Origin of the sequence: Neorhizobium alkalisoli (genome assembly GCF_007829835.1) — a bacterium.
Lineage (GTDB): Bacteria > Pseudomonadota > Alphaproteobacteria > Rhizobiales > Rhizobiaceae > Neorhizobium.
Genome location: NZ_VIWP01000016.1, coordinates 1 through 23,841, shown reverse-complemented (window position 1 = coordinate 23,841; position 23,841 = coordinate 1). Strand labels below are relative to the sequence as shown.

At 61.5% G+C, this 23,841-nt stretch carries 24 protein-coding genes; 9 read left to right on the top strand and 15 right to left on the bottom strand.

The annotated features are described in order from the left end of the window. Window positions 1-10 precede the first annotated feature (10 nt). From FHW37_RS30855 to FHW37_RS30840, 4 genes are read left to right on the top strand one after another with little or no spacing between them, the layout of a single operon-like run. The gene (locus FHW37_RS30855; RefSeq protein WP_186458489.1) at window positions 11-1,624 is read left to right on the top strand and encodes an ATP-binding cassette domain-containing protein; all 1,614 of its coding nucleotides are present in this window, start codon (window positions 11-13) and stop codon (window positions 1,622-1,624) included. Continuing rightward, window positions 1,621-2,556 carry an ABC transporter permease gene (locus FHW37_RS30850; RefSeq protein ID WP_145643395.1) on the top strand — a complete coding sequence of 312 codons (936 nt, stop codon included), beginning with the start codon at window positions 1,621-1,623 and terminating at the stop codon, window positions 2,554-2,556. The genes FHW37_RS30855 and FHW37_RS30850 overlap by 4 nt, the downstream gene beginning before the upstream one ends. Continuing rightward, on the top strand, window positions 2,553-3,374 hold the full coding sequence (locus tag FHW37_RS30845) for an ABC transporter permease (protein ID WP_145643394.1): 822 nt from the start codon (window positions 2,553-2,555) through the stop codon (window positions 3,372-3,374). The genes FHW37_RS30850 and FHW37_RS30845 overlap by 4 nt, the downstream gene beginning before the upstream one ends. Before the next feature lie 3 nt (window positions 3,375-3,377). Further along, entirely contained in the window at window positions 3,378-4,229 is an 852-nt protein-coding gene (locus tag FHW37_RS30840; RefSeq protein WP_145643393.1) for a metallophosphoesterase, read from the top strand. A 20-nt stretch (window positions 4,230-4,249) separates the two neighbouring features. On the opposite strand, the gene FHW37_RS30835 is transcribed toward FHW37_RS30840, so the two are convergent. From FHW37_RS30835 to FHW37_RS30790, 10 genes are all read right to left on the bottom strand, one after another. Continuing rightward, on the bottom strand, window positions 4,250-5,314 hold the full coding sequence (locus FHW37_RS30835) for a hypothetical protein (protein WP_145643392.1): 1,065 nt from the start codon (window positions 5,312-5,314) through the stop codon (window positions 4,250-4,252). Between the two features lie 65 nt (window positions 5,315-5,379). Further along, a complete protein-coding gene (locus FHW37_RS30830) occupies window positions 5,380-6,648 on the bottom strand; it encodes an ABC transporter substrate-binding protein (protein WP_145643391.1) in 1,269 nt (422 codons plus the stop codon). A 24-nt stretch (window positions 6,649-6,672) separates the two neighbouring features. Further along, window positions 6,673-7,506 (bottom strand): carbohydrate ABC transporter permease, encoded by an 834-nt coding sequence (locus FHW37_RS30825; protein WP_145643390.1) that lies wholly within the window; start codon window positions 7,504-7,506, stop codon window positions 6,673-6,675. After that, on the bottom strand, window positions 7,503-8,396 hold the full coding sequence (locus FHW37_RS30820) for a carbohydrate ABC transporter permease (RefSeq protein ID WP_246691014.1): 894 nt from the start codon (window positions 8,394-8,396) through the stop codon (window positions 7,503-7,505). The genes FHW37_RS30825 and FHW37_RS30820 overlap by 4 nt, the downstream gene beginning before the upstream one ends. Beyond that, window positions 8,393-9,544, bottom strand: a complete 1,152-nt coding sequence (locus tag FHW37_RS30815; RefSeq protein WP_145643388.1) for an ABC transporter ATP-binding protein — start codon at window positions 9,542-9,544, stop codon at window positions 8,393-8,395. Before FHW37_RS30815 ends, FHW37_RS30820 begins: the two co-directional genes overlap by 4 nt. A 149-nt stretch (window positions 9,545-9,693) precedes the next feature. Further along, window positions 9,694-10,842 carry an ABC transporter ATP-binding protein gene (locus FHW37_RS30810; protein ID WP_145643387.1) on the bottom strand — a complete coding sequence of 383 codons (1,149 nt, stop codon included), beginning with the start codon at window positions 10,840-10,842 and terminating at the stop codon, window positions 9,694-9,696. A 5-nt stretch (window positions 10,843-10,847) separates the two neighbouring features. Next, window positions 10,848-11,672 carry a carbohydrate ABC transporter permease gene (locus FHW37_RS30805; protein WP_145643386.1) on the bottom strand — a complete coding sequence of 275 codons (825 nt, stop codon included), beginning with the start codon at window positions 11,670-11,672 and terminating at the stop codon, window positions 10,848-10,850. Further along, entirely contained in the window at window positions 11,669-12,598 is a 930-nt protein-coding gene (locus tag FHW37_RS30800) for a carbohydrate ABC transporter permease (RefSeq protein WP_186458488.1), read from the bottom strand. Before FHW37_RS30800 ends, FHW37_RS30805 begins: the two co-directional genes overlap by 4 nt. Window positions 12,599-12,614: 16 nt before the next feature. Beyond that, window positions 12,615-13,949, bottom strand: a complete 1,335-nt coding sequence (locus FHW37_RS30795) for a sugar ABC transporter substrate-binding protein (protein WP_145643455.1) — start codon at window positions 13,947-13,949, stop codon at window positions 12,615-12,617. A 53-nt stretch (window positions 13,950-14,002) separates the two neighbouring features. Beyond that, a complete protein-coding gene (locus FHW37_RS30790) occupies window positions 14,003-15,091 on the bottom strand; it encodes a hypothetical protein (protein WP_186458487.1) in 1,089 nt (362 codons plus the stop codon). 224 nt (window positions 15,092-15,315) lie between these two features. Between FHW37_RS30790 and FHW37_RS30785 the strand changes: the two genes are divergently transcribed. Continuing rightward, on the top strand, window positions 15,316-16,188 hold the full coding sequence (locus tag FHW37_RS30785) for a metallophosphoesterase family protein (protein WP_186458486.1): 873 nt from the start codon (window positions 15,316-15,318) through the stop codon (window positions 16,186-16,188). Here FHW37_RS30785 and FHW37_RS30780 read toward each other — a convergent pair. Both FHW37_RS30780 and FHW37_RS30775 read right to left on the bottom strand, forming a co-directional pair. Then, window positions 16,183-17,559, bottom strand: a complete 1,377-nt coding sequence (locus FHW37_RS30780; RefSeq protein ID WP_145643382.1) for a PLP-dependent aminotransferase family protein — start codon at window positions 17,557-17,559, stop codon at window positions 16,183-16,185. The two genes, FHW37_RS30785 and FHW37_RS30780, sit on opposite strands and share 6 nt — an antisense overlap. A 356-nt stretch (window positions 17,560-17,915) precedes the next feature. Then, window positions 17,916-18,323, bottom strand: coding sequence for an NUDIX hydrolase (locus FHW37_RS30775; RefSeq protein WP_145643381.1), 408 nt, complete (start codon window positions 18,321-18,323; stop codon window positions 17,916-17,918). A 118-nt stretch (window positions 18,324-18,441) separates the two neighbouring features. Here FHW37_RS30775 and FHW37_RS30770 point away from each other — a divergent pair, with 118 nt between their 5' ends. Further along, window positions 18,442-18,924 carry a GAF domain-containing protein gene (locus FHW37_RS30770; RefSeq protein ID WP_145643380.1) on the top strand — a complete coding sequence of 161 codons (483 nt, stop codon included), beginning with the start codon at window positions 18,442-18,444 and terminating at the stop codon, window positions 18,922-18,924. Window positions 18,925-18,993: 69 nt separating this feature from the next. Here the strand turns inward: FHW37_RS30770 and FHW37_RS30765 are convergent, their stop codons facing one another. After that, entirely contained in the window at window positions 18,994-19,881 is an 888-nt protein-coding gene (locus tag FHW37_RS30765; protein WP_145643379.1) for a LysR family transcriptional regulator, read from the bottom strand. Window positions 19,882-20,032: 151 nt separating this feature from the next. Here FHW37_RS30765 and FHW37_RS30760 point away from each other — a divergent pair, with 151 nt between their 5' ends. From FHW37_RS30760 to FHW37_RS30750, 3 genes are read left to right on the top strand one after another with little or no spacing between them, the layout of a single operon-like run. Continuing rightward, the gene (locus FHW37_RS30760) at window positions 20,033-20,821 is read left to right on the top strand and encodes a class I SAM-dependent methyltransferase (protein ID WP_145643378.1); all 789 of its coding nucleotides are present in this window, start codon (window positions 20,033-20,035) and stop codon (window positions 20,819-20,821) included. Further along, window positions 20,818-21,462, top strand: a complete 645-nt coding sequence (locus tag FHW37_RS30755) for a pyridoxine/pyridoxamine 5'-phosphate oxidase (RefSeq protein ID WP_145643377.1) — start codon at window positions 20,818-20,820, stop codon at window positions 21,460-21,462. Before FHW37_RS30760 ends, FHW37_RS30755 begins: the two co-directional genes overlap by 4 nt. Window positions 21,463-21,505: 43 nt before the next feature. Then, complete coding sequence (locus FHW37_RS30750) at window positions 21,506-21,934, top strand: DUF6314 family protein (RefSeq protein WP_145643376.1); 429 nt, start codon at window positions 21,506-21,508, stop codon at window positions 21,932-21,934. Window positions 21,935-21,969: 35 nt separating this feature from the next. On the opposite strand, the gene FHW37_RS30745 is transcribed toward FHW37_RS30750, so the two are convergent. Continuing rightward, the gene (locus FHW37_RS30745) at window positions 21,970-23,307 is read right to left on the bottom strand and encodes an LLM class flavin-dependent oxidoreductase (protein ID WP_145643375.1); all 1,338 of its coding nucleotides are present in this window, start codon (window positions 23,305-23,307) and stop codon (window positions 21,970-21,972) included. A 203-nt stretch (window positions 23,308-23,510) separates the two neighbouring features. Further along, the gene (locus FHW37_RS30740) at window positions 23,511-23,759 is read right to left on the bottom strand and encodes a gamma-glutamylcyclotransferase family protein (RefSeq protein WP_145643374.1); all 249 of its coding nucleotides are present in this window, start codon (window positions 23,757-23,759) and stop codon (window positions 23,511-23,513) included. Window positions 23,760-23,841 lie beyond the last annotated feature (82 nt).

The following is a 23,841-nucleotide window of genomic DNA, read 5'->3' as shown; positions in this document are numbered from 1 at the left end:
CCATACTGACATGATCCATCCCCTGCTGACTGTGCAGGGGATGGATATCGCCTTTACCGAGCGCGTCTGCGCCGATATCGGCTTTGAGCTCCATCGTGGTGAGTGGCTTGGCCTGGTCGGCGAGAGCGGCTCGGGAAAGAGCCTGACCTGTCGCGGGCTGATCGGGCTCCTGCCCGAAGGGGCGCAGGTCACGGGACAGATGACTTATGGCGACAGGGTCTTCGACCTGAGCAATCCGCAAGCGCCTGCCCGGCTGCGCGGCGTCGAAATCGCGATGATCTTCCAGGATCCGATGAGTGCGCTCGATCCTCTGATGACGGTCGAGGGCCATCTCAAACTGCGCGGACGCGCCGATGGCGCCGATCTTCTGCGCCAGGTCGGTCTGCCGGACGGCGAAAACCTGCTGAAAAGCTTTCCGCATCAGCTGTCGGGCGGGCAGTGCCAGCGCGTGGCGCTTGCCTGTGCGCTTGCCCGTCACCCGAAAATCCTGATCGCCGACGAGCCGACGACGGCGCTCGATGTCACGGTCCAGGCCGGCATCCTGCGCAAATTGCGCCAGCTGACCGACAAGCAGGGAATGAGCGTGCTTTTCGTGACGCATGATCTCGGAGTCGTCTCCGAGCATTGCGACCGCGTCATGGTAATGAATGCCGGGCGGATCGTCGAACGCGGCACGGCGCAGGATGTGCTGCGGGCACCCAAGGCCGGTTATACGCAGAACCTTTTGCGCGCCATTCCGACGCCCGCCACCCGTGGTCGCCGGCTGATGTCGGCAACACCGAGCGAGGGGGAGATGTCTGCTGCATCGCTCCGGCAGCCAGCTGAGGTCGCGCTGTCACTGAAGCATATTCGCGTCACCTATCAGCGGCCGAACGGTCAGCGCGTCAATGCCGTCGATGGCGTTTCCTTGTCGTTGCGTTCCGGCGAAATTCTCGGTCTTGTCGGTGAAAGCGGTTCCGGCAAGAGCACTGTCGCCAAGACGGCGGTCGGGCTCGTCCATGCCGATGGCGGATCGGTTGAACTTGCCGGCAGGCCGGTCGACTGGCACCGCCCGCAGGCCGAATGGCGACGCGCCGTACAGTATATCTTCCAGGATCCGCTGGGTGCGATGGACCCTTTGAGCCGTATCCTCGACCAGGTGCGGACACCGCTCGACATTCACGATATCGGCCAGCGCAGGGACCGGGCCGTAATGGCCGGGAAACGTCTGGCGGAGGCGCGGCTCGATCCGGCGCTGCATCGAAAGAAGCCGCGGATGCTGTCGGGTGGACAGCGCCAGCGCGCCACCATTGCAAGGGCATTGGCCCTGTCGCCCAAGGTGCTGATCTGCGACGAGAGCGTTTCGGCGCTCGATGTCTCGGTGCGCGCTCATATCCTCGATCTGCTGATGGATCTGCGTGCGCAAACCGGCGTTGCCATCCTGTTCATCAGCCATGATCTTTCCGTCATCCATCATCTCTGCGACCGGGTTGCCGTCATGCGCGGCGGCAGGATCGTCGAAGAAGGCGATACGGCCGAGGTTTTTGCCACTCCGCAGCATGATTATACCCGCGCTTTGCTGGCGGCGATCCCGAAAATGCCGGAACGGGACATCGGTACTCTACTCCAGGGAGAGTCCGCATGAACTGGATCTTGTTGCGCACGGGGCGCGCGCTGCTGACGCTGCTGCTGCTGATCGGCTTCAGCTTCTTCGTCCTGTCGATCAGCGGCGATCCTGCCCTGTCCCATCTCAGCGCCGATGTGGATGCCTCCGCGATTGACGCCTTCCGGCGCAAATGGGGACTTGATCTGCCGCTCTGGCAGCAATTCTTCATCTATGTCCGCGGGCTTTTCCACGGCGATTTCGGCATGAGCTATGCCACCGGCCGGCCAGCGCTGGAACAGATCATGGCCGGAATGCCCGTGACCGTATCACTGATGTTGCCGACCATCTTCGCTGCCATCGGTTTGGGCCTGCCTCTGGGCGCCTTCGCCGCGATGCGTCGCGGCAGCACTGCCGATCGCCTGACCATCACGCTGTCCGTGCTGGCGCTCGCCGTGCCGAACTTCCTGCTCGGGCTGATGCTTATGTATGTTTTTTCCGTCCATCTCGGCTGGATCGAGCCCAGCGGCATTGTCGACTGGCGCTCCTATCTGATGCCGGTTGCGACGATGGCATTGCCGATGGCGGCGATATTTGCCCGCTTCACCCGTTCGGCCATGCTGGAAATCCTGTCCCATCCGATGCTCGATACGGCACGTGCCGGCGGGTTGCAGCCGGGACGCATCAAACGGGCCCATGTGCTGCCGAATATTGCCGTGCCGCTGGTCACCATCACGGCGCTCGAATTCGGGCACCTGTTCACGGCGGCGGTCGTTGCCGAGAGTGTCTTCGGCTGGCCGGGAACCGGCCGGCTGCTGATCGACAGCGTCGCCAGCCGGGATTTTGCCGTTGTCCAGGCAATCCTGCTTCTGACCGGCACGACCATGATCCTTGCCAATCTCCTGGCGGACATCGCCTACGGCGCGATCGATCCGCGCGTTCGCGACCAGCGCCGCCGGAGGGTAAAAGCATGAAACATATGCCTCCTCTCATCCGCATCAGCTTCGGCGCGGTCATCCTCCTCGCATTCTGTGCCGTGTTCGCCGGCGTGCTTGCGCCTTATCCGACGGATGAACTGGACCTCCTCAACCGTTTTGCACCGCCGGTCTTCATCGGCGGCTCGGCAGACCACCTGCTAGGCACCGACAGTCTGGGGCGCGATCTTTTGTCCATGGTCCTGCGCGGCATCCAGGTATCTCTGACGGTCGCTGTGATCGGCACGATCGGCGGCGCCATTCTCGGCACGACGCTCGGCCTTCTCTCTGCCTGGTTCGAAGGCTGGGTGGAGGCGGTCATCGGTATCATGATCGATTTCCAGGCGACCATTCCCAATCTCATTCTGGCATTGGCTCTGCTGACGATCCTGCCACAGGCGAACCTTCTCGTGTTCATTCTGGTTATGACGGTCTATGGCTGGGAGCGCTATGCGCGCCTTGCCCGGGCGCTTTGCCTGCAGGCCAAGGGGCAGGCCTATGTTCAGGCCCAGCAGGTTCTGGGCGCATCGGCTGCCCGTATCGTCCTGCGCACCATCCTGCCGAATTTCATGGCGGTGATCGTGGTCAACATGTCGATCAACTTTCCCTCGACCATCCTTCTCGAAACCACGCTGAGCTTCCTCGGCATCGGTATTCAGCCGCCGGATACGTCTCTGGGCGTGCTGATCGGGCAGGGGCGCGAGCAGCTCTACAACGCGCCGTGGACCGTCCTTGTGCCCGGCGCCGTCATCCTTGTGGCCACGATTGCGATCTCGCTGATCGGTGATTGGGCCCGCGACCGCATTGAAATGGAGTGACCTATGTATTCCGACCGTCTTCTCAAGCTCGTTGTGATGAGCGACCTTCACCTCCTGCCCGAGGGACAGCTGAAGAACAGCCTCGATACGGCTGAGCGGCTGGAGCGCGCTTTCGCCGATGTCATGGCCTATCATGCAGACGCAGACCTCGTCGTTTTCGCGGGCGATATCGCCGACAAGGCGGATGTCGAAGCCTATCAGGCCTTTGAGGTGGCGCGGGCAAAGCTGCCGCTGCGGCAGCGGGTGATGCTCGGCAATCACGACAATCGCAATGTCTATCTTCAGCATGCCGTCGATCCGATGGTTGACGAGCACGGCTTCATCGAAGGCGTGGCTGATATCAAGGGCCACAGGATCGTCATGCTCGACACGTCCGAGCCGGGAATGCAGAGCCGTCTGTGTGAAAAACGGCTCGATTGGCTCGCCGCCCGGCTCGACGAGGCGCGCGCAGCCGGCCTCAAGGTCATCCTGCTGCTGCATCACAACCCGGTCGCCCTGCAGATGCCGGTCGATACCTACCGTCTCGGCGAGCCGCAGAAGCTGCTCGACGTCTTGAAGCGCAGCGGCGCCGAGATTATCCAGATCCTGGCCGGCCATTGCCATATCCAGACCGCCGGAAGCTGGGGCGGCTACCCTTGCGCAACAATTGTCGGCAATGCCCATCGCGCCGGCCAGTTTCTGCGCCCGCGGCTTGGGCAGCAGCCCTGCTACGAGGGGCCCGCACAATATGCGGCGATCCTGTCGGATGGCCTGAATTGCGCGCTACATTTCCACAATTACGTCGAGTTCGATCCGGAAATTCCGGCGAGCTATTTTCCGCGCAAGCTCGACCAGCCCTACGAAAAGGTGGATTGATCGAAACTGTAGCGCTTCATTCAGCCGAGCTGGTCTTTCACCAATTTTGTTCCTTCGACCAGAGCACGGATCTTGCCGTAGGCGACCGCGCGCGGCAGGAACCACATGCCGCAATCCGTGCAGGGATGCAGGCGTTCGGCTGGGACGACCTCTAATGCGGCGCGCAGGCGCGTCGCCACGTGCTCGGCAGTCTCGATTTCGCGGCTGCCGAGATTGACGAGGCCGATCAGCACATGCTTGTCGCCGGTATGTTTGAGGAGTTCGGGGCCGTGCCCGGGCTGTTCGTATTCGAGGCTCATGCCCTGGACCGGTGACGCGGCGATGATTTCGGCGACCTCGTGATAGGTCGGATTGGCCGTCTTGGATTCTGCATAAAGCGAATAGCCATAGCAGGCATGCACGATGACCGGCGTCGACAGGCCTTCGACAAGGCGGGTCAGCAATTCGACGCCGAATTCCCTGGCGCGTGAGAGCTTGAAATGGAAGGCCGGTTCATCGATCTGGATGACGGCGGGCCCGAGTTTTTCGAGCGCCAGCATTTCCTTGTTGATCGCACCTGCAAGCGCCATCGCCGCATCGCGCGGATTTCCGTAATGATGGTCGGCCAGCCGGTCGAGCAGGGTGAGCGGGCCAACGACATTGACCTTCACCGGCCGGCGGGCATGCGCGACGAGAAATTCGAGATCTTTCGCGGCGCTCGATCGCACCCACTCGATCGGCCCGACAATCTTCGGATTGAGCTGAAAATGCTCCATCATCTCGGCGACCTCGGCATTGCGCTTGCGGGTCTCGACTTCGGAGACATAGGCCTGCTTTTCCGCGTCCATCATGTCGATGCCGGAAAGGCTGGCGAGAAAATGCCGGTCATAGGCGACGCGCTGCGCCTCGCCATCGGTGACGATGTCCAGCCCGGCGCGTTCCTGTTCGTAGATGGCGAGAAGCGCTGCGTCCTGTTTTGCCTCCTCCAGCACGTCTGCCTCCGGCCGCCACCAGCTGCCGTCGAGATGGTGGATGCGTTCATGGCGGCCAAGCCAATGCGGCTTGGCATAGGAGCCGACGATCTGGGTGGAGAGCGGGCGAAGCATGGTTTTGTCCTTTGAAAGCGGTTTGAGGGACCGCCGCGGCGTGCGGCGGCCCGTTGCGGCGTCGACTACTTCGCGGCCGGCATCAGGGCGCGGACCTGGGTCGTCATGTCCTTCAGCGCCTGTTCCGGGGTGACGTTCTGCTGCAGGAGACGGTCGACATTGTCGCGGATCGTGCGGACGATCTTGACGCTGTTGTCGCCGGGGAAAACCACCCAGGGCATGCCCTTCGGCACCTGGGCGACATCGGGCGCGCGCAGCGGGTTCTTGTCGAAGAAGGCTTTGACGGACGGAATGTTATAGGCGGCCGTGTTGACCGGCGGATAGCCCTTGCCGTCGACGAGGATGGCCTGACCCTTCGGGCCGGTCGCGAAGCGGATGAAGTCGAAGGCGATCTTCTGCTTCTCGGCATCCTTGGAGAGGATGACCGCTGCCGCACCGCCGACCGGCGTGCCCTTCGATTTTGCCGGATCGATGGCCGGGAAAACGCCGGTGCAGAATTCGAAATCCTTGGCCACTTGGCCGCTCAGCAGCGACAGATATTCGGCGGCGTTGACGAACATGCCGACGCGACCGGCGGCAAAGCTCTGCGGTGCCGACGTATAGGTCTGCTGCTGCATGCCGCTCGCCTTCACGAAGGCATCGATCGCCTGCATGACCTTGAGGCCGGTCTCGTTGTCGAAGCCGATATCCTTGCCGTCCTTGGACAGGATGCCGCCACCGGCGCTGTAGACGAGCGACTGGAACTGCCAGTCGTCATTGGTGGTGATCATGCCGCCCCAGATCTGCGGATCGAGCGCGTGGATGCGGGCGGCGAGATCCGTATAACCCTTCCAGTCGGTCGGCAGGTTCTTGCAGTCACCGCCGGCCTTGCGGACGAGTTCGCCATTGGCGATCAGGATCGGTGTGCCGGTGAGGAAAGGCAGGCCGTAGACATCGCCATTGACCTTCACGAGGTTCATCGCGGCCGGGATATAACCCTGCGCCTCGAATTCCGGCTGGCCTTCGTTGAGTTTGGAAAGATTGGCGACGAGGCCGCGCTTCACCAGATCCGGATATTGGTTGTAGCTGGAAAAATGCACGTCCGGCAGCTGGTTGACCATCGACTGGCGGATGATCGCCTCCTGGCCTTCCTCGTAATTGTTGCTCGGCACGCGCAGCTTGATGCTGACATCGGGATGGTCGGCCATGAAGGCATCGGCGATGCCCTGATAGACTTTCGTACGGCCGCCGAATGCGTAATCGACGACGATCTCGGTCTTGGCGAAGGCGGATGCAACGCCGCCGGCAAGGGTAAGGGCAAAGGCTGTGATGAGTGTGAGGGAAGTGCGCGACATGGCTCAAGTCCTGGGTTCGAGGGCTTATCGGATGCTGGTAAGGCCGCGCACGAAGGTTTTTTGCGCGGCAAGGAAGGCGATGATGAGAGGGGCGCTGATCACGGTCGCGGCGGCCATCAGCGCACCGAAATCCGAACCGCTTTCCTGATTGCGAAAGAAGACGACGCCGAGCGGCGGGGTCGCCATTTCGGGATCGGTGACGACGACGAGCGGCCAGTAGAGATCATTCCAGTGGGCGACCATGGAGAAGACGGCAAAGGCGCCGATCGCCGGCCGGGCAGACGGCAGAACGATGCGCCAGGCGATCTCGAACTCACCGAATTTGTCGAGCCGCGCCGCTTCCACCACTTCCTGCGGAAACTGCAGGAAATGCTGGCGCAGCAGAAAGATGGCGAAGGCCGAGATGATGAAGGGCAGGACGAGGCTCGCATAGCTGTCGAGCAGGCCCGCGCGGGCAAAACCGAGATAGAGAAACAGTGACGGCACCTGGATCGGCACGAGCAAGCTCACCAGGATCAGCGCGAAGAACAGGCCGCGGCCGCGAAACGGGATTTTGGCGAGCGCATAGGCGGCCGGCACGGCGATCAGGATCTGCAGGATGACGATCGCGCCGCAGACGACGATGCCGTTCAGGAGGAAACGCAGCATCGGCGTGTCGGAGAAGACGCGACCATAGTTTTCCGCACCGCCCCATTCCCGCGGAAGGATGTGCAGGCCAAGGCGGAAGATTTCCTGTGGCGGTTTCAGCGATGTCAGCTCCATCCAGAGAAAGGGCGTGAGCATGATGACCGCGCCGGCCATGAGGACGGCATGGGCGGTGACGCTAGCAATGATGCTCGAGAGTCTGCGTCCTCTCATCGGCTCGCCTCCCGTCCGCCACCGAAGCGGGCCTGGACCAGTGCGATGAGCGCCGTAACGACCAGGAAAACGACGATCAGTGCCGCGGCATAACCGATGTTGAAATACTGGAACGCCTGCACGTAGATCGAATAGAGAAGGACTTCCGTCGCGCCTTCCGGCCGCCCCTGGGTGATGACGGCGGCGACTTCGAAGACCCGGACGGCGCGGATCATGGTGATGATCGCGACGAAAAACGTCGTCGGGCCGAGCATCGGCCAGGTCACCATGCGAAACCGGTCCCAGCCGCTTTCGCCGCCATCGACGGCGCAGGCGTCGTAGAGATCGCGCGGGATGGCGGCAAGGCCCGCCATGAACAGTACCATGTTGAAACCGGTCAGTTCCCATATGCCGATCGCCGCCATGGAAAACAGCGCCGTCTGCGCATTGCCGAAGAAGTTGATGCCGGGCAGGCCGAGGGCGAAAAGGATCTGGTTGAACAGGCCGACCGACGGGTTCATCAGGAATTCCCAGACGATCGCCATGGCGATGAAGGTCGAGGCGACGGGCAGGAAATAGGCGACCCGGTAGAAGGGACGCAGCCAGCCGCGGCCTTCGATCAGAAGGGCGGCGCCAAGCCCGAGACCAACCGACCCCGGCACGACGATCAGCGTGTAAAGCGCGGTGTTCCCGACGCTCTGCCAGAAACGCGGGTCGTTCCAGAGCGTCCCGTAATTGTCGAGACCGGCAAAGCCGATCGTTTGCGTGCCGAGCCGATAGTCGGTCAGCGAAAAGCCGGCCGTGGCCAGAACAGGCAGGACGACGAGCAGGACAAGCAGCAGGATGGCGGGGCTGGCAAGCACCAGCCCGATCCGGGCCTCGGCGCGCTTCTGGGCGGAGAGAGCCGTCACGATGCGGTCTCCGTCTGTGCAGGGGTGCGTAGGCGTTTGCCGGTTGTCTCGTCAAAGACAAGAAGCTTTTTCGAGTCGAGCTTCAGGCCGACGCTGTCGCCGAGGCGGCGGTGTATTGCGGTCTCGTGGCTTTCCCGGATGATGACGGGCTCTTCGCTGCCGGGCAGGGCAAGGTGGATCAGAATATCCGAGCCGAGATTTTCGATATGGCTGATGGTCCCGACCAATTGCGCCGTATCGGCATTGCAAAGTCCTGCATCATGCGGCCGGAAGGCGAGCTGGACCTTGCCGTGAGCGGGAGGCGCGATATCGAGATCGAATGCGCGACCAAGCAACACCGCACGGCCGGAGCCATCGATTTCGCCGGCCAGAACATTGATCCTTGGGCTGCCGATGAAGCGGGCCACGCGCAGGTCGGCTGGGTCGTGATAGACGTCGGATGGTGCGCCGATCTGCAGGACCTGTCCTTCCATGATGATCGCGATGCGGTCGGACATGGTCATCGCCTCGGCCTGATCGTGGGTGACGTAGAGGAAGGTCGCGCCGAGGCGTCGGTGAAGGGCGGAGATTTCGGCCCGCACCGTGTCGCGCAGCTTGGCGTCGAGATTGGAGAGCGGCTCGTCCATCAGGAAGGCTTTGGGGTGGCGAACGATGGCGCGCCCGAGGGCGACCCGCTGCCGCTGGCCACCGGAGAGCTGAGCCGGCTTTCGCTGCAGCAGTCCGGAAATGCCGAGCATGGTGGCGGTAGCCTCGATCTCCCGGCGGAATTCCGCTTCTTTGCGGCGTGCCTTCGGAAGAAGCCGCGCAAGCCCGAAGCCACGCTGAAACTGCGTCAGCGACCGTTGCCGCAGCGGCGCTGCCATATTGTCGTAGACGGAGAGATGCGGATAGAGCGCGTAGGACTGGAAGACCATGGCGACATCCCGTCGCCCGGGCCGCTCTGCATCGACGGAACGGCCGCCGATTTCGACCGAGCCATGGTCCTGCTCCTCAAGGCCGGCGATGATCCGCAGCAGGGTGGACTTGCCGCAGCCGGACGGGCCGACCAGCGACAGGAATTCACCATCGCGGATGTCGAGCGACACGTCGCGCAGGATCGGCTGGCCCGAAAATGCCTTGCTGATGTCGCTGACCGTGATGGATGCCATGTCGCGTAAGCCCGAAACCTGCCTTGGAACCGGCGCGACCTTAGGCAGGCCGAAATCGTCAAGACAGAGCCACTGCCAGCGGCTCCACCCAGCCACTTGTCACAATTCGGTCGTGCAGCGGCGTGGCGGCAAGACCGGTTTCGATGAGGTCAGAGCGTGTCGCTGCCGTGGGTGCCGATCGCCTGTCCTTCCGCGTCGAAGAACAGGATGTCTTCGGGCCGGATGGCAAGTTTCACCGTGTCGCCGGTGTTTGAATTTTCCGTCGTCCAGACAAGCTCGTCCGTCAGATATCGTCCCGCCAGAGCGGAAAGTCTTGTCATGTCGGCGCAGGCTGTATCCGTACGGAAATAGACGTTCTGCGTATTGCCGACGATCTCCCGGCTGCTGACCGCACCGTGAAGGACAAGATGGTCGCCGTAGTGGTCATCTGCTGCTCGAAGCAGTTCGGGCCGCAGTCCAAGATAGACTTGTTCGCGGCCGGCGAGCGCGGTGCGGCATTCGCCGGGCAGATCACTAAACGGCAGCGATGCCTGTCCGACATCGATCCTGCCATTGATGACACGGCCGGCGAGAAAATTGGGTGGAGCAGCGCCCAGAAACGCGGCGGCGAATATATTGGCCGGGCGTGCATAGATTTCCTGTGGTGGACCTATCTGTTGCACCTCTCCATCGCGCAGGATCACCACGCGATCGGCCAGGGTCTGCGCCTCGACCTGATCGTGGGTGACATAGATCATCGTCGTGCCGAGCCGCCGCTGCAGGTCACGGATCTCGCCGCGCACATGGGTGCGAAGCGCTGCATCGAGATTGGAGAGCGGTTCGTCCAGCAGGAAGAGATCGGGTTCGCGGATGATCGCCCGGCCCATCGCGACGCGCTGTTTCTGGCCACCGGACAGTTGTGACGGCCGTCGATCCAGCAATTCCTCCAGCCGCAATTGCCGCGCGACCATGGCGACCTTTTCGGTAATCGCGGGCATGCGTAGCTTCTGGCGGCGCAGCGGATAGGCGAGGTTTTCGCGCACGGTCAGGTGCGGGTAGAGTGCATAGTTCTGGAACACCATGGCGATCTTGCGTTGGCGGGGCTCGGCATCGGTAATGTCGCGATCGCCGAGCAGGATCTGGCCGTCATCGAGCTTTTCCAGCCCTGCGATCAGCTTCAGCAATGTGGACTTGCCACAACCCGAAGGCCCGACCAGAACGATCAGCTCGCCGCTCTGGGCGACGAGGTCGAAGGGTTTTAGGACCGTGGTGCCTTTGGTATAACTTTTGGTGACGGAGCGGAGGACGAGCTTGTGCATGGCGATCATTTTCCGCCTGTTGTTGCTTGGCTGGACGTCAGGAAGCGCTGAAGAAGGGCAAAAACGATGAAAGCCGGCACGATGGTGAGGATGGCGGCGGCAAAGACAAGCGCGTAATCGGTCGAGCGCAAGGGGTCGATCAGGCCGGCGATCGCCACCTGGGCAAGCTGGCCATCATCGCGGCGCATGGCGGTGAGCGGCCAGAGATACCATTCCCAGACAAAGACGAAATGCATCAGCCAGCAGGCGATCACAGCGCCGCGGATATTGGGCAGGATCGCGGTTCGCAGCACTTCCCAGAGACCGGCGCCGTCGAGCGAGGCGGCATGATCGAGTTCACGCGGCACTTCCTCGATCGCCTGGCGGATTAGATAGACGCCGACCGGCGAGAAGATGAAGGGCAGGGCAAGGCCCCAAAAACTGTCGATCAGGCCGAGATCGCGGATGACGAAGAAGAGCGGCGGCAGGATGACGTCGACGGGGATGAACAGCGTGAACAGCATCAGAAGGAAAAGCGCCTCGCGGCCGCGGAACCGAAAGCGCGACAGCGCGTAGCCGGCAAGCAGGCTGGAAACCGCGGTTCCCGTCGCCATGACGAAACCAAGCAGAACGGTGTTGAAAAGCTGCATCGGCAGGCGCGGCAGGGCAATGGCGCGGCGATAGGCGTCGAGCGTTGGCTCGGATGGCAGAAAAGTCCAGAACGACAGGCTGCCGGCATGCCGATACATCTCGCTATTGTCGCGAAACGACGCCGCGAGCGCGAGCAGGATCGGCGCGACGAAGATTGCCGCGAGGAGGAACCGGAGTGTGAGGCTGGAAAAGCGGTTCATTCATAGGTCCATTTCACGGCAAGCCAGCGCAATTCGAGTGCAATGACGACGATCAGGCCGACCAGAAGGAGAAGCGACATGGAGCTGGCGGTGCCGAGATCGAAATAGCTGAAGGCGGTTTCGTAGATCTGGAAACTGGCAAGGTCTGTGGCGCCCGTCGGGCCGCCCTTGGTCAGCATCAGGACCGGAACCAGGATCTGGAAGGAGGCGAGCGTGGCGAGCACGACGGCGAACTGAAAGCTTCTGGCGAGAAGCGGCAGGGTGATGGTGAAGAACAGGGCGAGCGGACCCGCCCCGTCAAGTCTTGCGGCGGCTGCGATCTGTGGCGGGATGGCGGAAAGCCCGGCGAGGAAGACCAGCATGGTAACGCCGACATCACGCCAGACCGAAAGCCCGAGCACGAGCAGCTGGGCCGGCGCTTCCGTCGAAAGCCAGGCGACGCGCGGCAGGCCGATGCCGGAAAGGATGGCGTTGATCGCGCCGACATTGGCATCGAACAGATAGGCGAAGACGAAGGTCGTGACCGGCAAGCCGAAAAACATCGGTGAGATGACCATGGCTCGCACCAGGGCATTGCCGCCGGTATTGGCCCGCAGCATCAGCGCTGCCGCAAGGCCGAGCGCCAGCTGTACGGGCACCTTGACGATTGCTGCGGCGAGGCTGAGCCACAGCCCCCACTGGAAGCGGCTGTCGGACAGCGCGAAGCCAAAATTGTCGAAGCCCGCCGTGTCGATCCGCTGACCGCCGGGATCGAACGTGCCGGTGCTGGTATGGATCGCCTCGGCGATCGGCCAGAGCTTGAACAGGCAGAGCATGACGAGGGCGGGGCAGAGAAAGACAAGCGCCGGCCCCCAGCCTTCGAGAAAGGCCGCGGACCGGTTTCGCCTGGAAATGTCCCGCCCTGAAGCGGCTGTGGGATGCGGCATGCGATCGCGATGTCCTTCAGGCGTAGCGCCGCAACTGAGCGTCGATGCGCCGCGCGGCATCGTCGGCAAGCGCCTTCACGTCGCCGCCGCTGACGATATCGGCTTCGAGCCGGCTCCACATCGTGTCGAGTTCGGAAAAGCCTGGAACCTTGGGGCGCGGCACCGACCATTCGGTGATGCTGTCGATGAACAGCGCCATCGGCTTCGTCTTGAATTCCGGCCGGTCGGCGACCATCGACTTGCGGATCGGCGGCGAGGTCCAGCCGCGAGCGACGACGTCATTGCCTTCGGGCGAGCCCATGAATTTCACGAAGAGTTTCGCATCGCCCATCTTTGCCGTCTGGCGATTGACAAGCCAGGCGAAGGAGCCGGTATGGATGATCGGCGTCTTGATAAAGGGAACCGGGGCTGTGGCGAGATCGATATCCGGCCGGGCCTTTTTGATCGGCGCCAGATAGAGCGGCACGCCGCAGAAAAAGGCGACCTGATCATTGTAGAACATGTCCTTCTGCGTCGAGACCGGCGCAATCGCGTGCTTGTGGTGAATGTCCTGGATGAGCTGCAGGCCCTGCAGCGCTTCCGCGGAATTCAGGTAGCCGCTGCTCTTCAGCCCGTCGTCGCTGACCATCTTCCAGGCATTCGAGCCCTTCCCGCCGGCGCTGCGTGGAAAGATGCCGGAGAAGAACAGGCCGGTATTGCCCATGTTCGGATAAAGCGCGAAGAACTGCTCATTGCCGCGGCGCTTGCGCTCGCCCGCCTGGATCTCCTTGAAGACGCGCAGCCATTCGTCCCATGTCCAGGCATCGGCCAGGGTTTCCGGCAGCTTTATGCCGTAGCGGTCGGTCAGCTGGCGGTCGTAATAAAGCGCCTGGCCGTTCTCGTTGGTGGAAGGCCCATAGAATTCGCCATCGATCTCGCTGCCGAGCCTGACCGTCGGGAAGAAATCCTCGAGATCCTCCTTGCTGAACATGTCGGTGACCGGTTCGATCAGGCCGAGCTTCTTGTAGGTGATGACATTGGGCGCGTTGGCGAGAAAAACATCCGGTCCGGCACCACCTTGATTGGCGGAACGGACGGCACGATCGAGATCACCGAAAGGCACCTTGCGGAATTTCAGCGTGCCGCCGCCGACCGCGCTCCATTTTGCCTGGACGCTTGCCATCATATTGTCGACGAAAGCGCCGCCATCCCAGATCAGCAGTTCCAGTGGCTCGCCCTTCAGGCCGGCATAGGGATTGCTCTGCGCAAAAGCCGGCGAAAGGCCGCCAAGGGCCGCTGCAGCGACGCCTGCGGAAAGGCCTTTCAGGAGATCGCGGCGGTTCGGTTCGGCATGGAGTGCGGATCTGGTCATCGGTCTCGTCCCTTGTGATCGTCACCTGAGGTCGTCGGATCGGTCTGGCGGTGTCAGCGGATTGCGTATTCGGGAATGTCGAGCCCGAGCTCGCGGCGCACGATATTCGTGCCTTTGACGAGAGCCTCGATCTTGCCGCGGGCGACGGCGCGGGGCAGGAACCACATGCCGCAATCCGTCGAGGGATGCAGCCGCTCCGGCGGCACGACCTTCAGTGCCGCGCGCAGGCGCTCGGCAATATGCTCGGGCGTCTCGATCTCATGGGTGCCCATACCGATCAGGCCGAGATGAACATGCTTGTCGCCGGCCTCCTTCAGCAGATCGGGTGTATGGCCGGGCTGTTCGTATTCGATGCTCATCGCCTGGATCGGCGTCTCCGACAGGAGGCGCAGCACTTCGGGATAAGATGGATTGATGGTCTTGGAGGTCGAATATTTCGCATAGCCGTAACAGACATGCAGGACGACCGGGGTCATTACCCCTTCGAGCAGGCGTTCGATCACTGCCTTGCCGATTTCGCGCGAGCGGCTGAGCTTGAAATGCAAGGCGGGGTCGGCGACCATCAACAGGTCCGTGCCCTCTGCCTCCAGTTCCTTCAGCTCGCGGTTCAAAACGCCGGCAAGCGCCATGATACCGTCCTCGGGGCGCTCGTAATGGTCATCGGCCAGGCGGTCATAAAGCGTCATCGGGCCGACGATCGGAGCTTTTACACGCCGGCGCGCGTACTTTTTGAGGAAACGCAGTTCGTCGATCGCGGGAGAGGAAACCCATTCCAGCGGGCCGGTGATCGTCGGCGACAGGCGGAAATTCTGCCAGAGATCACCGAGATCAGTGCGGGCGGTCTTGCTCTTGAGTTCGCTGGTGAATTCCTTGTCGCGGATGGTCTCAAGGCTGATGCCGCCGATCCCGGTGACAAAATGCCGGTCGTAATGCTGGCGGCGGATCTCGCCGTCGGTGACGACATCGAGGCCGGCGCGCTCCTGTTCGGCGATCGCCAGAAGCACGGCATCGTCCATCGCATCCGCCAGCACGCCGGGCTCCGGCCGCCACCAGCTGCCGTCATGGTGATGCTCGTGCCCGTGCCGCACCAGCCATTGCGGCTTAACGTAGCTTCCAACGATCTGTGTCGAGAGCGGCTGCATGTCTTGTCCTGTGTCGTGTGAGAGGTCCGCCATCGCCGTTCTAAAACCGGCGCACCATTCCCCGACAGGGCCACTTTTCGGCCGTCACCCGGCCAATTGTCACAAAACCTCCGTGCAGCCGCCATTATGTGACAATTGGCATGGCCGCATGATCGAAGTGGCCCTTCGGACATGCGTCGCCGCGGCGCTAATGTCTTGGCCGGAACGTGGTTCAGGAGATGCGGATGACCAGGATTGCTTTCATCGCCGATATTCATCACGGGCGGGACGTGATGACGAAAAAGAGCTCGCTCGGCCTGCCCCTGCTTGCACGGTTCGCCGATTTCGTGCGCGAAAACCAGCCCGATATCGTCATCGATCTCGGTGACCGTATTTCCGATGAAAACCGAGAGCGCGACCTCGTTCTGGAGCGCGAAGTGGCCGAAGGTTTCAAGGCGATCGACGTGCCGGTCTTTCATCTCAACGGTAATCACGATCGCGATTTCCTCGGCGTTTCGGACAATGAGGAAATCTTGGGCCAAAGCCTCGGCCATCAGGTCGTCGATCTCGGCGAATGGCAGGTGATCCTGTGGCGGGCCGATACCCATATCCACCGGCTCGAGAGCCATTCGACCTTCCGGCTTGCCGAGGGCGATCTCGACTGGCTGGCGAACCAATTGAAGGATCTCGCCAAGCCGACGGTGATCGCGACGCATGTGCCGCTTGGCGGCCAGTCGCAGACCAGCAATTATTATTTCGACAACAATCCCGGCATTGCCGCCTATCCGGAAACGCCCGAGATCCAGGCCGTGCTGCGCACAGCCAAAATGCCGCTCATCTGCATTTCCGGCCATGTGCACTGGAATACGGTCACCTTTGTCGACGGCGTTCCGCATGTGACGCTGCAGTCGCTGACCGAAACCTTCACCACCGTGCCAGAAGCCGCCGAAGCCTGGGGCGTGCTGGAACTGGGCGACATGCTGCGCTGGTCGGCCTTCGGCCGCCAGCGTTTCGGTTTCGAGATCGATGCGGCCTCGACGGCCCAGCGCTGGCCGCAGCCGCATGGCAATTTTCACGAGATGCGCAAGAAGGCCATGGCGGCCGCAGCCGTGTCATGATTTCAGGATGTCGGCGAGGTCGCGCATGCCCTTGATCGTGGTGAACTCGCCGGCATAGGCAAAGCCGAGCAAAAGCGCGCGGCGCTGCGGGTCGGCAAACCATGCCGAGATATTGCGCGGCTCCAGTCCGCGCGCCGCTGCCTGCCGCAGCAGGCGCTCCACATCGGTTCCACCCGGCAAAGTCAGCATATGGCCGAGGCCGCCCGGTTCCGGCGACAGGATGACGCCTTCCGGCATGGCCGCCGGCCAGGAGCCCATCAGCGACTGCTGGCGCACCGAAAGCACGGCGCGCATCCGGTCGATATAGCGGTCGAGATGTCCCTCGCGCATGAACTGTTCCAGCATATATTGCTCGATCAGCGGCGGCCGGAAATCCATGGCCGCACGGGTTGCGACCAGTCGCTCGATCATCGCGGGCTCGGCGACGATATAACCGATCCGCAGAGAGCGGAACATCGTCCAGCTCCAGGTGGAAAGGTAGATCGTGTGGTCGCGGCTCGCCTCGTCGGCAAAGATCGGCGCGCGCGGCTCGGGCAGAAGCGCCGTATTGTCCATTTCCACGATATGCGCGCCGTTTATCTCGACGCGCCGCCGGATGTCCTTCTCCCGGTCGCTGCTCAGCATCACGCCGGAGGGGAATTGCCGGACGGGCGACAGGTGAACCAACCGGAATCGCTCAGGCGCCGCGTCGATCCGCAGGCCTTCATCGTCAACGGCAAGCGGCATCACATTGGCTCCGGCAAGGGTCAATGTCGTGCGCACCCGCATTTCTGCCGGGTCTTCCATCAGCGCAATATCGCCGCTGCGCAGCAGCGTCCGCGCGACGAGGTCGAGCCCTTGCGTCATGCCGGAGGTGATGACGATCTGGTCGGGATCGCAGACAAGCCCGCGCCGCCGTTTCAGATAGGTGGCGATCTGCGCCCTGAGCGGCGCAAAGCCGGATGGATCGCCTTCGCTCAGCAGTTCACGGACCCGCGCCGCCTGCTCCGTGCCGATCTTTTGCCAGACATCAAACGGGAAATAATCGAGAGTTGGCCCCCAGGATAAGGCATTGACGACGGTACGTGCCGCTGCCGGTAGTTCTGCAATGGGGGCGACATCCTTGGAAAGACTGCGGCGTTGTTCGAGATAACGGACCGAATTGACGAACGTGCCCGAGCCAGTAACGCCGATGATCAGGCCTTCGGCCATCAGCATGTCGAAGGCATCCGAAACCGTGCTGCGAGAAACGCCGAGTTCCAGGGCGAGTTGGCGCGTCGAGGGCAGGCGTTGCCCCGGTCCGTACGAGCCATTTAAGATGCGCGCCTCGATGGACCTGCAAATCTGTTCGGCAAGAGGCCGGGCGGTTCCACGATCGACCTGAAACGACATCTAGTGCCCCTTCGCAATAGTCAGCGGTTCGCACACTGAGGACGATGGCGTGACTTAGTGAAGGCGTGTTTCAGGAGGATGACAGCGCCGATAAACTGATTGCGTAGCTTGTGTTGTTTACATGGAGCATGCCGAAGCATCATCATGATGCATCAGGAGGTGCGACATCCCACTTGTGTATCAAGTGCCAGCCTAAACAGTTACATGGCTAGGATGCTGCGCGAGCGATGGTTCACATTCCTTCAAAAGCGGAGAAATCTGCAGGCCTCGATCCGTTTAGGCCTCCCCAACCAACAATCTAAGCGCAAAACAGGAATATGAAATTAGACAATGGCGCCAAAGCTACTGCCCGTCTTTTAGTTTACACCGGCGAGATAGGCCGGGAAGATTTCATTCGCCGTCAAAGGAGCCAAAACGACATTCCCCGGTTCAGCCGGAAGGATCCAGCGAATTTCCTCGATTTCGGCGGCCGGCGCGATCGGCCGATCGTCGAGATCGATGCGAAACACATCGGCCACGACCTTGTGTCCCGGCTCGTTTGCGGCGGGTGCTTCGAACTGTCCCATGGCAATGAATGCATCGACGGGAACGGTCAGCGTCAGCTCCTCGTAGAGTTCTCGGGCGAGGGCGGCCTCGGCCGTCTCGCCGGGCTCGATCTTTCCGCCGGCCTGCATAAAGGCGGTGGTTCCGCGCTTGCGAACGACAAGCGCCAGCCCGTCCGGGCGAAGAATGAGGGCGGCAACGATAGGGATGGTCTTTTCCATGAAGGCGATCAAGATCGGATTCGCCAGGACGCGGCAATCGAAATGAGGTGCATGAGGCGATTGGCATAGCAGCCTCGACAAACTAGATAGGCTGGAGGCCCATAGCGGAGGAGCAAGCATGTTTGAGGCATCGACGATCGACACTGCAGACAAGGTGGAGTTTCACCGGCAGCTGGCCCAGCAGGCGGAAGGCCTTTTTGACGGCGAAACGGACATGATCGCCAATGCGGCCAATCTGTCAGCCTTGATCTATCAAATGATGCCGGACCTGAACTGGGCGGGCCTTTATCTCCTGAAAGGCGAGCAACTTGTCTTAGGACCGTTCCAAGGAAAGCCCGCCTGCGTTCGCATTCCGGTCGGCCGTGGTGTGTGCGGCACGGCCGTTGAGCGCAAGGCCTCGATCCTGGTCGAGGATGTCCATGCCTTTCCCGGCCATATTGCCTGTGATGCAGCCTCTCGTTCGGAGCTGGTGGTCCCAATCTTCCGTCACGGCGAGGTGATTGGCGTTATCGACCTCGACAGCCCCCGGCCGTCACGTTTCGATATGGACGATCAGGCCGGGATTGAGCGGCTCGCGGAAATTTTCGCCGCATCCTTCTGACCGTCATCGGATGCCTGTAGGAACGTGCCGTCAGCGATGGGTAGGCCTGTCCCTTTGATGCGTTTGCTGTCAACGCGGTGCCGGATGCGACGCCTGAAAATCCTGCGCCTCTGCGGCCAGCCACCTGCAAAACAGGCTGGCTTTCTGGTTTCGCCGTGCCCGCCTGAGAGCCACGTAATGGTGGCCGCTGTCGACGAATCCGAAGGGGGCCACCAACCGGCCCGCTTTGATGTCATCAACGACATAAGGCCATGGTGCCGCACTCACGCCCAGCCCGCCCTTGGCGGCCTCGAGCATGAAATAGAAGTGCTCGTAGTCGACCTTTGGCCCCGAGGAAAACGGCCACCGCGAACGGGAAAGCCAATCGTTCCACGCCTCCGGTCGCGTTCGGGTGTGCAGGGTGGGGAGGCCGTCGACCCGTCCGCCTCGCTCGTCGGACAGGCTGGTGGCAAGGACCGGGCCGATCTGTTCCGGAAACAACGGTATGATCTCGGCGCCGGTGGGCCAGGGAGGGTCGCCGACGCGGATCGCCACATCAAAGCCATCGCGCCCGAAATCCACTGGCTTTGACGATGCCGTCAACCGTACCTCGATCTCGGGGTGGTCATGCTGGAAGCGGTAAAGGCGCGGAATAAGCCAGCGCATCGTGAATGTTCCGGGGCAGGAGACATCAAGCGGCCCCTCGGTCGTATCGGCGACGGCCCGCACCGATGCATCGATCTGGTCAAATGCCGTCCCGAGACCGGCAAGCAATGTGGTTCCGGCTTCCGTCAACCGGAGCCTGTTCTTCGGACCTTCGAACAAGGGCACACCCAGCAAAGCTTCCAGATGCTGGATCTGGCGGCTCACCGCACTGTGGGTGACGTTGAGTTCGCCTGCCGCAAGCGTCATGCGGCCGTGACGGCCGGCTGCCTCGAAGGCGCGCAAGGCGTTCAGTGATGGGATCTGTCTTGCCATGTGAGAATTCCGAACAATGAGTGTTCGATCATATCGTTTTTCATGCCGCACCAAAATAGTTCTTATCGAGGTCGAGCGAGCGGAACGTGTCATTCATGAACATGGCATGGGTCTGTGATCTATTGATGAAATGCACAGAGGTAGCAAAGCGATGAGCGAGAGACATACGGACGGCAGTGCCGGCGACGCGAACTATGGCCTTATCGGGCTAGGATACACGAACTATCGTCAGCCCGATCCGCATATCGCCGATTTCATTCGCCGGTCGCTGGGTGATGCAAGGACGGTGCTGAATGTCGGGGCAGGGGCCGGCTCCTACGAACCGGTCGATCGTGAGGTGACGGCTGTCGAACCGTCGGCCTCCATGCGTGCGCAACGCCCGGCCCATCTTCCCGTGGCCATCGACGCAGTTGCGGAAAAGCTTCCCTTTCCAGACCAGAGCTTTGATGCGAGCATGGCGACCTTCTCGGTTCATCAATGGTCGGATCTCGAAGCCGGGCTTGCCGAGATGCGCCGTGTTACCCGCGGACCTGTCGTCATCCTGTCCTGCGATCCCGATGCACTCTCCCTCTGCTGGCTCAATGAATATGCGCCGCAGATGATTGCGGTCGAAGCGCGCCGCTATCCATCGATGGGCGCAATCAGCAACGCGCTTGGCGGGCAGGTGTCTATTCTCTCCGTACCGATACCGCTGCAATGTATCGACGGTTTTGGCGAAGCCTATTATGGCCGCCCGGAACGCATCCTGGAACCCGGTGCCCGGCTTGCAAATTCGGCATGGAGCTTTGTCGATGCAAGCGTCGGTGAGCGGTTCGTCGCCGAGCTCGGACGGGACCTGGCTGACGGTACCTGGGACGCCCGATACGGTTTCCTGCGCACGCAGCCTTTTTTCGAGGGCTCCTTGCGCCTGATTGTGGCGCAGCCGGAGAGCCAGTCATGAAAGAGGAATTGCGGAAACTGCCATCACTTCCCGGTCCCTTGCCAGTTTTCGACACGGAGGTTTTGCCGGATGATCCCAATGAATTGTTCGTCTCATGGTTACGGGACGCAATTGATTCAGGGATCCGTGAACCGCATGCGATGGTTGTTTCAACGGTGGGTGAGGATGGTGCGCCTGATGCCCGCGTGCTCATCCTGAAGAATGTCGACGCACGCGGCTGGCACTTTGCGACAGTGGATGCAGGACCGAAGGGCAGGCAGATTGCGCAAAACCCGAATGTCGCTCTGACCTTTTATTGGTCTCCACTCGGAAGACAGGTGCGTATCCGCGGGGTAGCGGCGAAGGCGGATCGAGGTGAGCGTGATGCCGACTTTCTCGCTCGCTCTATCGATGCCCGCGCCAATGTCTTGGTCGGACGACAAAGCCAACCGCTCACTTCAGTCAAGGATCTCGACGGGGCGCTCGCCGAGCAGGCGCTCCGGATTGCCGAGCAGCCTGATATGATCGCCGATCATTGGTCGCTCTTCGTTGTCGCCGCGCATGCGGTCGAGTTCTGGCAAGGCGCGGAAGACAGGCGCCATTCCCGCGTCTCCTATACATTGCGGCAGGATGTATGGTCGCATACGCGCCTTTGGCCATGAACTTGCCTGGTTGCCGAAGACTATCCCGCTATAATGGGTGATCATGAACCAGATACCCCTCATATCCAATGCGTGTAATAACCTCATCGAGGCGTTTTACGGCCGGTGGCAGGTGACGCGATCGATCCATGATCGGCTGGGCCTTGGACGAATAACATTCGAAGGTGAGGCGGTGATTGGCCCAGATCATTTTGAAGAGCATGGCGAAACGCTGATCAACGGCCACAGATCTCGAAGCCGCCGCGCCTACAAAATCAGCTTAGCAGATGCGGAGGTCATCGTTCAGTTTCCGGATGGTCGAGAGTTCATTCGCCTTGGTGCGAGCCCATTGCAGCGAGTCCGGCACCTTTGCGGTGAAGACGATTATCAGGGACGGTTGCTGTTCAGCTCGCACGCCTTCTGGATGGAAAGCTGGGACGTGGTTGGACCGAGAAAGAGTTACCGCAGCATCGCTCGATATCGCCGAGACTAGGCGAGGTAGCTGATAAAGCCCATAGCCGTCCAGTCCTATCGGCCTGCCATTTCGCCCTCAAGTTCCACGCCCAGGTGCTCGCGCAGCTTCGTGCCTGTGTACTCGGTGCGGAAAATTCCGCGCCGCTGGAGTTCCGGCACGACACGGCCGGTGAAATCCTCCACGCCCGTTGGAAAATGCGTCGGCACTGCAAGGAACCCGTCGCATGCGTCTGCCTCCAGCCATGCCTGCATTGTATCTGCAATGGATTGCGGTGCGCCGACCATTTTCAGGTAACTGCCCTCGGCAAAATAGCGCGCGGTTTCGAGGATCGAGAACCCGTTCCGGCGGGCAACGGACATGATCGCCGCGCGATGGGATTTGCCGGCATTCGATTCCGGCAGATCCGGCATGGGGCCATGGAGATCATGCTGGCGGAAGTCGAACCCGCCCGAGAGCGGGATCAGGTTGCTGATCGCCATGTCCTCAGGGATCAGATCCATCATCTGGCGCGCGAGCGCACGCGCGTCATCATCCGTGTCGCCGACGATCGGAGTCATGCCGACAAGGATCTTGATCTTGTCCGGGCTGCGACCGAACTCGACGGCGCGGCGGCGAATGTCGTCTCGGAATGCGCGCGCCTTCGCCATATCCGACTGCAGGGTGAAGACGACGTCGGCGGTTCGAGCGGCAAGCACACGTCCGGGTTCGGATGAACCCGCCTGGAAGATGACCGGTCGCCCCTGTGGACTGCGCCCGGTAGTCAGCGGGCCGCGTACTTTGAAATGTTTGCCGTCATGCTGCAGAAACCGCATCTTGGAAACGTCAAAATAGACACCGCTCTCCTTGTCGCGGACAATCGCATCGGCGTGCCATCCGTCCCACAGGCCCGTCACGACATCGACGAACTCGCTTGCCCGCTCATAACGGTCGGCATGCTGAAGATGCGTATCCAGGCCGAAATTCTGGGCCTCATCTTCGTTGAAGGACGTCACGAGGTTCCAGCCGACCCGGCCCTTGCTGATGAAATCGATCGATGAGAACCGCCGGGCAAGGTTATAGGGCTCGTTGAAGGTCGCGGTGGAGGTGGCGGCAAGACCGAGGTGCGTGGTTGCCATGGCCAGTGCCGGTAGCACGACCATCGGGTCGAAGTGGATGGAGCGCGGGTTGGCCGCGCCGTAGCTGTCGCCGTTGAGAATATCGTTGCTGCGGCGGACTGCGGCCTGATCCTCGAAGAAGATTGCATCGAGCTTGGCCGTCTCGGCCAGCTGCGCTGCGCGAACGAGATGGTCGATACCGAGATCGATCTCCGGGATCGCATTCGGCAGCCGCCATGCACCGAGGTGGTAGCCGGGAAAGAGGAACATGGCCAGTCGAAGCTGCTTTTGAGACATATCCGGTTCCTCGCTTGCACATTGATCGAGAGCACCGTGTGGTTACGGCGATCCTCGTCCCGGAATGCATCAATGCAGATCACTAGCGTGAACTTCAAACATCAATAATTGGATGGATGATTGCAAAAAATGCAACACCCCACGGGGCGAGCCTATAGCCGCATGTTGATTTGAGGACGGTCGCCGGCAGACGGCATTCCCGGTTACGCCTTCACATAGACCCAGGCTTTTGCACCGGACCTGAGCCTGGCCTCGATCCTCTTATAGTCGGAAACCTCATAGGCATCGGCGGCGGCCAGCTCGTCGCTGGTGATTTTGAAAACCTTGCCGGTCACTGCGTCATCATTGTTCGAGGACGGCATCACAATCGGATGAAATCGTTCGCCGCTTCTTTCAAGAACATCAGGGTCGGTAATCTCAACCAGCTCTCTGCGGAAGCTATAGCGCGGCAATCAGGATAAGACGCGGGCGACAATCTGGATGAGATTCTTAGGTCGCGGTCGGGATCAAGTTATCACGCTGATTGTCGCTGAC